Annotated in this window: 12 protein-coding genes; 8 read left to right on the top strand and 4 right to left on the bottom strand. The window is 36.8% G+C overall.

Annotation, left to right across the window (positions count from 1 at the left end; translation table 11 throughout):
* Positions 1-3 precede the first annotated feature (3 nt).
* Both ABVM50_RS10160 and ABVM50_RS10155 read left to right on the top strand, forming a co-directional pair.
* Positions 4-669 carry an ABC transporter ATP-binding protein gene (locus ABVM50_RS10160; RefSeq protein ID WP_322302584.1) on the top strand — a complete coding sequence of 222 codons (666 nt, stop codon included), beginning with the start codon at positions 4-6 and terminating at the stop codon, positions 667-669.
* A gap of 10 nt (positions 670-679) precedes the next feature.
* Positions 680-2,098: a TolC family protein gene (locus tag ABVM50_RS10155; RefSeq protein WP_405198474.1), complete on the top strand. Its 1,419-nt coding sequence runs from the start codon at positions 680-682 to the stop codon at positions 2,096-2,098.
* A gap of 203 nt (positions 2,099-2,301) precedes the next feature.
* On the opposite strand, the gene ABVM50_RS10150 is transcribed toward ABVM50_RS10155, so the two are convergent.
* Positions 2,302-3,333 carry a hypothetical protein gene (locus ABVM50_RS10150; protein WP_405198473.1) on the bottom strand — a complete coding sequence of 344 codons (1,032 nt, stop codon included), beginning with the start codon at positions 3,331-3,333 and terminating at the stop codon, positions 2,302-2,304.
* A 59-nt stretch (positions 3,334-3,392) separates the two neighbouring features.
* Between ABVM50_RS10150 and ABVM50_RS10145 the strand changes: the two genes are divergently transcribed.
* Positions 3,393-4,520 carry a hypothetical protein gene (locus ABVM50_RS10145; RefSeq protein WP_405198472.1) on the top strand — a complete coding sequence of 376 codons (1,128 nt, stop codon included), beginning with the start codon at positions 3,393-3,395 and terminating at the stop codon, positions 4,518-4,520.
* Positions 4,521-4,675: 155 nt separating this feature from the next.
* Here ABVM50_RS10145 and ABVM50_RS10140 read toward each other — a convergent pair whose 3' ends face one another.
* The 3 genes from ABVM50_RS10140 to ABVM50_RS10130 form a co-directional block, all read right to left on the bottom strand.
* On the bottom strand, positions 4,676-4,978 hold the full coding sequence (locus ABVM50_RS10140; protein WP_298247323.1) for a hypothetical protein: 303 nt from the start codon (positions 4,976-4,978) through the stop codon (positions 4,676-4,678).
* A gap of 170 nt (positions 4,979-5,148) precedes the next feature.
* Entirely contained in the window at positions 5,149-6,246 is a 1,098-nt protein-coding gene (locus tag ABVM50_RS10135; protein ID WP_405198471.1) for a hypothetical protein, read from the bottom strand.
* 1 nt (position 6,247) lies between these two features.
* On the bottom strand, positions 6,248-7,033 hold the full coding sequence (locus tag ABVM50_RS10130) for an RNA polymerase sigma factor (RefSeq protein WP_405198470.1): 786 nt from the start codon (positions 7,031-7,033) through the stop codon (positions 6,248-6,250).
* A gap of 272 nt (positions 7,034-7,305) precedes the next feature.
* On the opposite strand from ABVM50_RS10130, the gene ABVM50_RS10125 reads away from it, so the two are divergent.
* The 5 genes from ABVM50_RS10125 to ABVM50_RS10105 all read left to right on the top strand — a co-directional run bounded on the left by ABVM50_RS10125 (position 7,306) and on the right by ABVM50_RS10105 (position 12,250).
* Positions 7,306-7,533 carry a helix-turn-helix domain-containing protein gene (locus tag ABVM50_RS10125; RefSeq protein ID WP_405198469.1) on the top strand — a complete coding sequence of 76 codons (228 nt, stop codon included), beginning with the start codon at positions 7,306-7,308 and terminating at the stop codon, positions 7,531-7,533.
* Between the two features lie 192 nt (positions 7,534-7,725).
* Complete coding sequence (locus ABVM50_RS10120) at positions 7,726-8,670, top strand: competence protein CoiA family protein (RefSeq protein ID WP_405198468.1); 945 nt, start codon at positions 7,726-7,728, stop codon at positions 8,668-8,670.
* A 198-nt stretch (positions 8,671-8,868) separates the two neighbouring features.
* On the top strand, positions 8,869-9,954 hold the full coding sequence (locus tag ABVM50_RS10115; RefSeq protein ID WP_405198467.1) for an ATP-binding protein: 1,086 nt from the start codon (positions 8,869-8,871) through the stop codon (positions 9,952-9,954).
* 175 nt (positions 9,955-10,129) lie between these two features.
* A complete protein-coding gene (locus tag ABVM50_RS10110) occupies positions 10,130-11,722 on the top strand; it encodes an N-6 DNA methylase (protein WP_405198466.1) in 1,593 nt (530 codons plus the stop codon).
* A gap of 81 nt (positions 11,723-11,803) precedes the next feature.
* The gene (locus ABVM50_RS10105) at positions 11,804-12,250 is read left to right on the top strand and encodes a hypothetical protein (RefSeq protein WP_405198465.1); all 447 of its coding nucleotides are present in this window, start codon (positions 11,804-11,806) and stop codon (positions 12,248-12,250) included.
* Positions 12,251-12,314: the final 64 nt, after the last annotated feature.

Genomic DNA, 12,314 nt, shown 5'->3' with positions numbered 1-12,314 from the left:
CTAATGCTTAAATTAAATCACCTTTATAAATGGGTAAAATCTGGTGGAAAAAGAATTTTTCTACTGAACGATCTAAGTCTGATTGTCGAACAGGGAGAATTTCTCTCTATCATGGGACCTTCAGGTTCTGGTAAATCTACTTTGCTGAATATCATTGCTATGCTGGATGAATTTCAGGAAGGTGAATATTATTTTGAAGACGAAGCGATCCATCAGCTTAAACCGAAAAAAAGGACAGAGATCTTCAACGAGAATATCGGGTTTATCTTCCAGGCGTATCATTTGCTGGACGATCTAACCGTATATGAAAACATTGAAACTCCCCTACTCTATAAAAATGTAAAAAGTTCAGAAAGAAAAGCTTTGGTCGCAGATATGCTGGATCGCTTCAACATTGTTGGTAAAAAGGATCTTTTCCCGCATCAGTTAAGCGGCGGGCAGCAGCAACTTGTGGGTATTGCTCGTGCACTAATCATTAAACCTAAATTAATTCTTGCCGACGAACCTACAGGAAATCTCAACTCCAAACAAAGCGACGAAATCATGCAGCTTTTCAATGAATTAAACCAGGAAGGCGTCACCATCATCCAGGCGACTCATTCTGAAAGCAATGCCGAATATGGTTCACGAACTATTCATCTTTTAGACGGAAGCGCCACAAAACTATAAAACCATTATTTTGAAAAAATTCATCATTCTATTTCTTATCATCACTAACGTTTTAACTGCACAGAATTCTTCAGAAAACGAATTATCGTTGGAAGAATGTATTAAACTGGCCATCGATTATAACATCAATTTCCAAAGATCCAATTTGCGGTCTGAAACCGAAAAACTCAATTTTCGTGCAACGAAGTCCCAGGTGCTACCAACTATTAACGGAAGTTACAGTTATGCTGTAAATAAAGGGCGGAGTATAGATCCTTACACAAACGATGTGATTGACCAGCAGTTTAGTTTTAGTAATGCCGGTTTGCGATTAAATGCCCGGATTTTTAATGGTTTTGAACTAAGAAACAGTATTCAACGGGATCGTTATAATATGAAAGCCGCTGAAGCCGAAAAAGAATCCGATAAGCAACAATTGATTCTTGACGTTACCCTGGCTTATTTTCAGATTCTTAATAACCGTGATCTACTGGAACTAGCTAAACTAAGGCTTGAAAGTACAAAACAGCAAACCGATCGTGTTCAAACGCTGAATGAACAGGGCGAAGGTAATCCGGCGAACTATCCAGATATACGAGGACAGATAAGTAATGACATGTCTGCCGTTATCGCAGCTGAGAATCAGTTGAAACAATCTAAACTGGAACTTGCTCAATTGCTAAATACCGATGCTGAAATTAGCATTAAAGATTTGCAGGTATTACCTCAAATTACAGCATACGATCTTACTGCGGAAGAAGTTTATTCAGAATCCTTGGACAACCTGCAGGTTTTTAGAGCAAGACAATTGCGACTGGATGGAGCGACAGAAGACGTTGCCGTAGCAAGATCCCTGTATTTGCCTGAAGTTTCCCTGTTTGCACAGCTAAATACTAATTATTCCAGCCTGGCCAGCCTGCTCAACGAAACCGGTACACAGATAGTTGAAACCGGTCAATTTATAAAGGTAGATGGAATCAATTACGCGGTACAATCAAACCAGAGCCAGTTTTCGCAACAGGATATTCCATATATCGATCAATTAAACAACAACCTCAGTTCGGTTGCCGGAGTAAGTATTAATATTCCCGTTTTCAACGGTTTCAGGGCTAAAAGAGAGGTGTCTCTAAAAAAGATTCAACTTAAAGATACGGAGCTAGAGCTGGAAGACACTAAAAATCAATATGAGCAGGCCATTAAGCAAGCCTATAATGCCATGCAGGCAGCATATGATAACTACTTCGTTTTACAAGAACAGGTCGCGTCTTACGAGGAATCTTATCGAGTAAATGAAATCCGTTTTGAGAATGGAGTCTCCAATCTTGTGGAATATATCATTAGCAAAAACAACCTCGATCGCTCGAGGATTAATCTGGCGAATACCAAGTATGAGTTTTTAATCCGGGTTAAAATTCTGGATTATTATCGAGGTGCCAATTTTTCCAGTTAATTGTTCTATTCCTTATCCCCTACTCGTTTTAGTAGCTATTTTCTTTGATTTGAGTAGATATCATAAATGCGCCCTATGCTCAAGGTTAGTTACGGTAGAGATGGGGCCTTAAACTCACCTATGTACATTAATTAAAATTTCCTGCTTGCTGCAGCTATTAAATTATAATTGATTATTAAAAAATTCAATTTTCTATAATTATCCTATAACTTGATAACATCAATAATAGCAACCATCGATGAAAGATCCTCTGGATTCTTAACAGGTATTATCTCGAATTCTCCTGTTTGGTAGTCATACTTAAAAAGGCCATGACCTTCCCTTGCAATTAACGCAATTAACTCCTTCGAATCATCATTTACAAATGTCTTATTCGCGAAATGTAGCCCGGAAATTCGAGGTACAGCATCAATTAAAATTAACTCTTCCGTGGTTATATCATAGATATATGGTTTTACCGCACCCGCATAACCTGTATTTAGCTGAGGAGCAAAACCAAGTAATTTATTAGTATTTGGTATAGCAGCCAGATTCACGAGACCTGTCTCTATACTGTCCTGGGATAAAACCTTGATGGTTTTATTGGAAAGATCAACTTCCAAAAGATCCGCATCGCTTATTCGGGAATTCTTCGATGCGCTAACATATATTTTCTGATCGATCAATTGGGAGGAGAATACATTTTGATAACCCAGTGTATTTAAATCTAGATTTTCTAAAACCTGTATCTCATACGTATCAGGATCTATTCTGGCAATTTTTACAGGCTTATCTGTTGAAGGACTATCAAATTCATGTCTAATGATCCCTATCAGACTATTTTGAGTTTCATCCCAATCCAAGGACATAAAGCCGGGAATATTTCCGAACTCTTCCGGAAATTCCAATCTTACCATTTCACTATTTTCGGTCCGCCGATTACGGATAAATAATCTTGGCTGTGGTGGATCAAACCATGATTCGTAGATATAAGTATTTTCTGAAGAAGAGGTTACCGCATTGAATATAGTATTAAACTCCAAGTTCGGTATACTTCCTGCCGGCTCCACTACACCACTTTGATCTCCAATAGTAAAAAGTTTGCCATCATTTCTTAGAGCAATATATTGAAACTTATCCTCTATTACCTGTTCTTCAGGTTGCAGTTTTTCATCATTGGGTTCGGAATCTTTAGAACAGGACACAAGGATTAAACTAAGGATAAGTAAAAGGTGAAATCTTGAAAATTTTAACATGTTCAGCGTTAGGTTTTAAAGTGGTGAAAATAGTAAATTTTCATTCTGATTATCTAGCCATGCATAAAAAGATTAAACTCACGAGGAAGGAGCTATTTTCCGCGATATGGGAACATCCACGAACCTATTTCACTGAAAAATATATGGTTTCGTATGCCAGTTTTAAAAGGATATGTGAACGAAATGAAATACCATTACCTCCTAACGGTTACTGGTCGAAAAAGAAATATGGAAAGGAGATTGAAAAGCCACGGCTTAATTCCATAGATAATGAAACAAACATTGAGCTATACCTCCGACCGGAAGGTGATCATAGGGATTTTGGAGATCTCACTGAAATGGATCAAAAAATTTTGGAAATAGAAGCTGATTCCCGAACAAATTTCTCCATTCCAGAAAAACTGTCAAACATGTTAGATCCAGTTTTAATACACACCAAAAAATGGTATAATAAAGATGTTAAAGTCCCAGAGGATCTTGATTACTATGCAAGATATTATCCAGGACCAATTCGCTGCTATATTTCTAAAAAACAATTGAGCAGAGCTTTATTATTATTTAATGTATTACTGAAAAACCTCAATGCCAGGGGTCATGAATTGACCTTCGGAAGGTATAATTCTTTCGTAAAATTATACGGAATTGAAATAGAGATCAGTATTTCGGAAAAGAATAAAAGAATCAAAATTCCTGGCAAATATGGTGAAGAATATAAATCGGAACCTACCGGTATGCTAGCCATAAATACCGGTGTATATTATTATAGTAAAACCTGGAACGATGCTAAAACCATCAAACTTGAAAATAAATTATCTGCAATAATAGCATGGTTGGAGATTGAAGCTGAAGCAGAAAGACAACGGGAAATTGAAAGTAAGAAACGAGAGGAGGAGGAAAAGGAGAAAGAACGTTTAGAAAAAGAAAGACAGATATTAATTGATAATGAGATTAGCCTATTACAAGATCTAAGACAGAAATCAGAGCTATGGCATGAGGCAAATAAGTTAAGAAAATTTCTTTATGAATATGAAGCTCAATTAGAAAAAGACAATCAGCTAACCAAAGAGAACATAGAATTATTGCACTTTGGATTTCAAAAAGTCGATTTGCTGGATCCTCTTATTCAGACCCATGATGAGCTGTTTTCAGATATTGATCCATTCAAGCTTCTCAAATTATGGAAGTGATTATTTGAGTATACCTATTTAGACCTATCACTAGTTTTATTCTAGCTCTATTGCCAAAAGTTTTTACGTGAAAAACTTTCTCAACCCGCAGGAAGAAGCAGATCTTCATGCAAATAATTTTTCAAAGACCTTCGGTATATTACTTATTCCAGATTTTAGTTGAATTCCCCAAAGACGATGTCTTCCGAAGCTAATTGAACTGCTAAACTTATTTTGTCCATTTCTAACTTCTCCAAAATACTTTTGATATCCTCCTGAATTACATTCAAGGCTTGTTCTCGCTGGATACCTTCATTAAAACTGGATACCCAAGTATCTCTTACCTCGCTAATTTTTGACCACTCTTTCTTGATCATTTCCTGTTCAAAAAATTCTTTTGTTTCGGCTGAGTTATTTTTTAAATCCAAAGATATTAAGGCATTTAATCCCACGATGTAGTTTTTTATGAGTTTTTTCAAATATACATGATTCTCTTTCTACCTACTTTCAAATTAGAAAACCTAACAGAATTTCCATTTACTCTGACCAAAAAAATAAGAGTAGCCCACGCGTTGTATATGCTATACGCATTTAGTGAGTGTTTTTGACCTCACCTTACGGGTGTACAAGCACCCTCATAACCAAAACTTTAATCTATAATAAGTTCCACCCCGGCTTTCTCGGCCTTGTATTTTATTTTTGTCATCAGCTCATAATAACTCCAGTTTCTAAATACGAATTCTTCTTCTTTGGCTATCCCGATCTTGTCTTCCTGGTTTAATAAAATGAGGGTTCCAGCCTGGTGTTTAATACAGAAATCGATAAGTCTTCTTGTATATACATGGATACGCTGATGCACATAGTTTCTTTCCATATTCTGAAATTTACCTACAGCCTTTGTTTTTCTTTTAATGCCTTTGCCTGCCCTGGCATAAGTGGCTCCTTTCTGAGCTCTTTTCCGGGCCGCCTGTATTGCTAGTCTTCTGTATAAAAACTCTTCCCGGGTTCCAATGCTAAGCTTTGCCTTTCCAGCTTTTACCACTATAGGATATTCAAGCGACAGCGAGGCTTCTGCAATCACCTCCGGTTTTAGGCAAAGCTTTTCTTTCTCAATTTCAAATACTGGGAGCCAGAAGATTTTACCCTCTTTCAGTTTAATATGGGACATGCAGAGTTTGGTTTCTCCTTGTATGACTTGCTGCAGTAACTTCCGTTTATCGGTAAAGTCCTTTCCTAAATAGGTGCGAAAAGGAATTTGATACAGGCTGAAACAAAATGCTTTTTTCTCTGCATTAAAATGTAATCCGCTAATCAACTCCATATCAAATGGAAAAGCCATATCTCTCCGGAAGTTCTGCAGGGAACGTTCACCACTCCAGTACTGCGGTAAGTTCTTTTTAAAAGTAGAAATAAGAAATTGGTTTAAGTTCGATAATATGTTGGTGGGGATTTCTCCTTTGAAACGATTGGAGATAAGCCGGTAGGTGGTATTTGTTCGGGAGCGATTTAAGATCCCGGAAGCATCTTTCTTTTCATCGGCTAATTTATACTTAACGCCTTCAGATAAATAAAAGAATTCTTTGATCATTTCCTGGGTATACAAATGGGTCATGATAAGGTTTGCTGCTCTAAAACATCGGTTCTGCCACTGGTACAATTTATCCAGGGCTTCCTTTCGTTCTTCTTTGGTGGGAAGATCAACTAATAGCTGGATTTTCCGGGTGAGTTTCATGGTAGACTTTTCCATATTATGCCGATTCTAATTGCTGTTCATGTTTCTCCTGCATCAGTTTATAGGCTGTCATAAATTCCTGGTGGACTTCCTTTTGAGAAAGGTTCAGTTCCATAGCAATGGAAGCAAATGAATACTTCTTTTCACAGCGTAGCTGCAATACCTTTTCCTGCTCCTCGGTCAATTTCTTCGGAAGCTTTATTTCAAGAATAGGTTCTGGCTTCGTTTGAAGCCTGCCTTCCTGGGTGATGATCGTTTTAATATCATGGATCGCCTTTTTCACCTCGTTGCTAGTCTCGGTAACACTGGTGCCTTTAAGCTGCGCAATCGCTTTATACTGAAAGCCGTATTTTAAACAGAGCTCAATAAGGCGTCTTCTTTCTGGATCTAATAATGGCAGCACGCTTTTGATTTGATTAAATGCTTGTTGATCATGATCATGATCCTGCAGGCTCTCAGAGTCTTTTAAAGGATCATAGCCCAGCATATAATCCTGATAGTTCTCATAAGTCTCTAGCGAATTTACCTTCCTGAAAAACTTATTTTTAGGCCTACTATTATAAGTGATGCAATCTCTTTTCATTACGAACCGTAAGAAATAGAAGATATGCTTGGGTGATACTATAGTATCCCGGTGATCCCATAACTTTAAAAAAGTATCCTGTACCAAGGTTTCTATGACGAACTCATCTTGGATGAATTGTTTACCTACCCAATAGATACTCCTACTGTGTTGTGCATGAATATTTCGCAAGGCGGAAGTATGCCCCTGTTTTAGTAGTTCGTAATGATGCTGTGACATAGAAACCCGCTTTAATATTCTATAGACAATATTTTAAATGTATAGATAGATGAGTTCATCCATCTGGATGTGCAGCCTCTTGTAGGGATGAAGCTGTAAAAATTAGGAGAAAGCTCTTATTAATTCCTTGAGTTATTGAAACAAGAGGTTGAATAGAAATGCTAACTTTCTTCCCCGTAATTTTCAAATATAAGCAAACTATGTAATTAATGGTACACGTACCTTTGTTAAAATATTTTATATGTTTCTAATTGTAGTCTCAGAAATAAAGCGTGACTAGTAAAATAGAAACTTATATTATTGAAAGGGTAAGAGATAAAAGAAAAGAAAAATGTTTGTCTCAATTGGCGCTATCTCAGAAGTTAGGATTAAGCGATAGTTTTATTTCTCATGTTGAGTCCGAAACTCGAAGGGCAAAATATAATATAAACCATCTAAACGAAATTGCATTAATTTTGGAATGCTCTCCAAAAGATTTCTGGCCGGAAAATCCCCTATAACTTATTTCGTTTGACTATTTATAAAATTTTCTCTCCTTTCAATTCATCTTTGCAATATTCTTTTAAGCATTTCCATTTCCTTACATTAAAAGACGACATAAATTCAATAAGCTCTTTTTTATCCCTTAGATTTTTTTAAGCTAAAGAGTTATATTGCTTTGTATATAACGAGTTGTAGCCAATTTTTCTAATATGAGATACGCTCAAGGTGAAAATAATCAGAGAATTGAAGTTGAATTTTCAGGTCAACGTGCAAAATGCGCAATTTGTAAGTCAGAGATTATTGGGAAAAAAGGAGAATACAAAAAGAAACATTGGGCTCACAAACGAAATAAAGATTGTGATCATTGGTATGAACCTATAACAGATTGGCATGTTACTTGGCAGAACTATTTCCCTGAACAAAATAGAGAAAAAATAATAACAAAAAACGGAAAATCTCACAGGGCAGATATACAGTTAGATAATGATATGGTTATAGAAATCCAAAATTCTCCAATTAATATTAAAAATATATCCTCCAGGGAGGACTTCTATGGTGAAAATAAAATGATTTGGATACTAAATGGTGAAACCTTAGCAAAACATTCCGAGATTATAATTGAAGTATTTCCGTATCAATATTATTTCATTATAGATTTTCCAGAGAAGTTGCCTAATAACCCAGACTACTTAACAGAGGAACTTTATGACCAAGTAATGGAATTCTATGGATTACTTTATATAGAAAATGTACAATTCACGTCTAATAAAATAATTTGTAGTTCCTTCAATAATGACATTGCAAAACGAGATCAATTAGAATTAACACAACTAAAATATCATATTGTAACAGCATATGAGATATTATATGGCCATTTAGATATTGAAATCTTTAGAGAAAAATTACAACTATATAATGGTGAAACTCGTGAAGTCGATTTAAAAAAATATAAGGTCACTAAAAAGTATTGGAGAAAATTCATTAATAATATGAAATTTCCCGTTTTCATTGACCAACTGAAAGGTTTGACAAAAGATGAAATTTTCTGGTTTCAAAAAAATAAGATTTACAAAAAAGAAAAACTACTGAAAAAATATTTATTATACACAAAAACTGGCAACAACAATGGATCTTCGCAAATAACGGGTAGTTAGATAAATTAATATTTTAGAGACCCATTATTAAAACAACTAAGCCGCCAAATCCGCATCCCTACTCCCACAACTTGCGATAACTTGGATGATTTCTTTCTTTAATGAGAGTAAAAAAGTTTGAAAGTAGGTTATACCATTAAAGATCAAACCTACAGGTAGAAAAAAAATCTTAAATTTACTTGCCCCTTAAAACCTCTTATGGAAATCGAAGATTTTGCTGCCACAACTGAGTTTGATCTTGAACCTTTTTTCTCACTTTCCCACGATTACTTGTGTATAGCAGGTTTTGATGGATACTTCAGGAAAATAAACCCGGCATTCATTAAGGTGATGGGTTATACCCAGGAAGAGCTTTTCAACTCACCAATTAGCCAATTTGTGCATCCCCTGGATAAGCAGAACACAGCAGATACCCGCGCCAAAATTCTGGAAGGAATTCCTTTGGTACACTTCCAAAACCGATACATTACAAAATCGGGAGAAATTCTGTGGCTTACCTGGACTTCCGTTCCCGTACCCGATAAGCAATTGATTTATGCCATTTCCAAAAATATTACACATCTTAAAAAACTCGAAGAAGATCGGCATTTTAGGATTAAAGATCTTACTTCCGTAAATTCGGGACTTACCCAGTTAAGTTATACGACCGCACACGATTTAAGGGCACCTGTGAATAATTTAATTTCCCTTATAGATCTTTTAGACTTATCAAAAGTGGAAGATGAGGAAACTCTCCTACACCTTGAATTATTAGGAAAATCCGTGGAAAGATTAAAATCTACTTTAGACGAACAGGTTGATCATATCAGGGAAAATCAGCTATTAAAGCCCGGATTGCAACCTGTATCTGCTAAAGAGATCCTTCATAACATTATAAAATCCCTGGGATCTTTAATTGAACATTCCGGCACCAGTTTTCACATTGACTTTTCTGAAATTGAAATTCTTGAGACTAACAAATTTTACTTACACAGTATATTTCTCAATTTAATCACAAATGCAATTAAATATTCAAAACCCGGCATCCCCCCGGTAATCAGCATTGTTTCTCATAAAACAGAAAACGGGGCTCAAATTCAGTTTTCTGATAATGGAATAGGATTGGATATTCAGAAAAACAAGGATAGGATATTTGAAATACACCAGGTGTTTACAAATCATAGTGATAGTAAAGGTATTGGTCTATATTTGGTTAAAAGTTATATGAACGCCCTGGGAGGTGAAATTGAAGTAAGCAGCCAGAAAAACCTGGGCACCACGTTCACTTTAAGATTTCAGACTTAAATCCCACCAGTCAATTAGATGTTTTTTAAGAACAAAAGATTATTAATACAAACCTCCCTTTACATCATAAAAAGCTAAAACTAATTGTTGTTAAAAAATTTAACTAACTTTCCCACACAGGATCTCACCCTACATAGATCCTCTTTAATACAATTACAACCACCATTTATTTTACATGGCAAAAGCAGACATTGATTTTGAAAAAGAACTCTGGGATGCGGCGAACGAATTACGCGGCGCGGTATCTGAGAATAACTATAAAAACTATATCCTTCCCCTTGTTTTCGTAAAGCACCTTAGCGAACGCTATGAGGTGGTACGCGAGGAACTGAAGGAGCAGCTTAATGATCCCAACTCCGATTATTACACCACAGATAAAGAAGAGATCAATTACGTCCTGGAGGACCGGGATGAATACCGTTCCCGCAATACGTTTAAAATTCCTGAAACCGCTTCCTGGCAATATTTGAAGGACAATGCCGAGCAGGATGATATCAAGGTGAAGGTAGATGATGCCTTTGATGTGATCCAGGAACTTTTAACGGGGTATAATCCCCAGCTGGTGAATATTTTGCCGCGGATCTTTGTGCGGAGTGAACTTTCTCCCAAACAAACCGGCGGAATTATCAACCTGCTCTCACACCCTAAATTTTCTGAAAAGGAAAATCCCGAAAGCGATATCCTGGGTCGTATCTATGAATATTATATTGGCCGCTTTGCAATGGCGGAAGGATCGGGTGCGGGACAGTTCTTTACGCCCGGCAGTATTGTAAGGCTGCTGGTGGAGCTATTGGAGCCTTTCAAAGGCCGCATCTTTGATCCAGCTTGTGGAAGTGGTGGAATGTTTGTGCAGAGTTTGAAGTTCATCAAAGAACACGGCGGAAACAAAAAAGACATTGCGATCTACGGACAGGAAATGACCGCTCAAACATTGCGTTTATGCCTTATGAACCTGATGTTGAGGGACCTTTCTTTTGATATCAAACTGGGTAATTCTCTGCTCGATGACAAATTCCCTAACCTGAAAGCCGACTATATCATTGCCAATCCGCCTTTTAATGTGAGCAACTGGCATCCTGAGGATCTGCCCGATGGCGATCCCCGGTTATTTGGACCCAAGGAAGAATTCACTACAGATGGCAGCGCCAACTATATGTGGATGCAAACCTTCTGGCACCATTTAAGCGACACGGGAACTGCCGGAATTGTAATGGCAAACGGCGCGATGACCTCCAACAACAAAGGAGAGAAAAACGTGCGGCAGCATATGGTAGACAATTCAATGATAGATGCCATTGTTCGCCTGCCCGATAAGCTGTTCCTAACCACCGGAATCCCCGCCTGCCTTTTCATCCTGAGCAAAAATCGCGACGGAAAAGACGGCACCCACCGCGAGCGCAACAACGAGATCCTGTTCCTGGATGCCTCCAAAATGGGCACGATGGCCAGCCGTAAACTGCGGGTTTTTAGTGATGATGATATTAATAAAATTGCCGAGACCTACCACAAGTGGCGCAATGCCAGGCCGAGCGAAGGCGAGGGTTACGCAGACATCAAAGGTTTCTCTAAAGCAGCAACAATAGCCGAAGTTCAAAAGCAGGATTACAAACTCACCCCAGGAATTTATGTAGGCACAGAAGCCGAAGAAGATGACGGAATCCCTTTTGAAGAAAAGATGAAGACTTTAAAAGCTGAATTACTGGAGCAATTTGAAAAAGGAGAAATGCTGAAGGAAAGGATAAAAGCGAATTTTGAGAAAATAGAATAAGAACAAGAAAAGTGGTCCTATAACAGTGATCAATACATTTAGCGCATTGTTGGCTACAATTAAAAACATATTTAGCATTAAATGAGTATTATTTACATAAAAAGTGAATCAAAAAACGATGATTATGTATCATATCAAATCACCAATGAAGCTGGAGAGGATATTGGTACGGCGGAAGGTTCTGGAAATAAAAATGGTGAATTTGTAAGCATAATAAAAATTTATAACCCAAAATTTCAAAGAGCTGGATTGGGATTTCATTCCTTTAAAAAAGTATTTGATGAAATAAATTCAAATTATCCAGTCTCTTTAATTAAAGCAAGTTGGCATAAAGGAGGTGAATTTAAAGACTTTGAAGGAGGAATGTCTACCAATTTATTCATTTTCCAAAGGAACTTAAAAACAATGAGTGAAGAGGAAAGTGTTTTTTCAACTCCAACAGGGAAATGGGTCAAAAAAATAGGATATCAAAATTATAATTTATTGAAAAATACTGATGAAGAGGTCATTCTAAATTTCACTAAATAACTGAAGCCAAAAATGCTAAAAAACACTTTGATTATCAAAAATAACACCGCCAAAAGAGAATAAA

The organism is Christiangramia sp. LLG6405-1 (assembly GCF_045055805.1).
In the GTDB taxonomy this organism is placed as follows: Bacteria; Bacteroidota; Bacteroidia; order Flavobacteriales; family Flavobacteriaceae; genus Christiangramia.
Note: the sequence above shows the minus strand (reverse complement) of the source record. Positions and strands in the feature narration are given on the sequence as shown.

Bases quoted from the DNA above. Each gene is read 5' to 3' on its own strand.
- ABVM50_RS10150 (WP_405198473.1), bottom strand. From the start codon at position 3,333: ATGTTAAAATTTTCAAGATTTCACCTTTTACTTATCCTTAGTTTAATC.
- ABVM50_RS10115 (WP_405198467.1), top strand. From the start codon at position 8,869: ATGGAAATCGAAGATTTTGCTGCCACAACTGAGTTTGATCTTGAACCT.
- ABVM50_RS10110 (WP_405198466.1), top strand. From the start codon at position 10,130: ATGGCAAAAGCAGACATTGATTTTGAAAAAGAACTCTGGGATGCGGCG.
- ABVM50_RS10160 (WP_322302584.1), top strand. From the start codon at position 4: ATGCTTAAATTAAATCACCTTTATAAATGGGTAAAATCTGGTGGAAAA.
- ABVM50_RS10135 (WP_405198471.1), bottom strand. From the start codon at position 6,246: ATGGAAAAGTCTACCATGAAACTCACCCGGAAAATCCAGCTATTAGTT.
- ABVM50_RS10130 (WP_405198470.1), bottom strand. From the start codon at position 7,033: ATGTCACAGCATCATTACGAACTACTAAAACAGGGGCATACTTCCGCC.
- ABVM50_RS10145 (WP_405198472.1), top strand. From the start codon at position 3,393: ATGCATAAAAAGATTAAACTCACGAGGAAGGAGCTATTTTCCGCGATA.
- ABVM50_RS10105 (WP_405198465.1), top strand. From the start codon at position 11,804: ATGAGTATTATTTACATAAAAAGTGAATCAAAAAACGATGATTATGTA.
- ABVM50_RS10120 (WP_405198468.1), top strand. From the start codon at position 7,726: ATGAGATACGCTCAAGGTGAAAATAATCAGAGAATTGAAGTTGAATTT.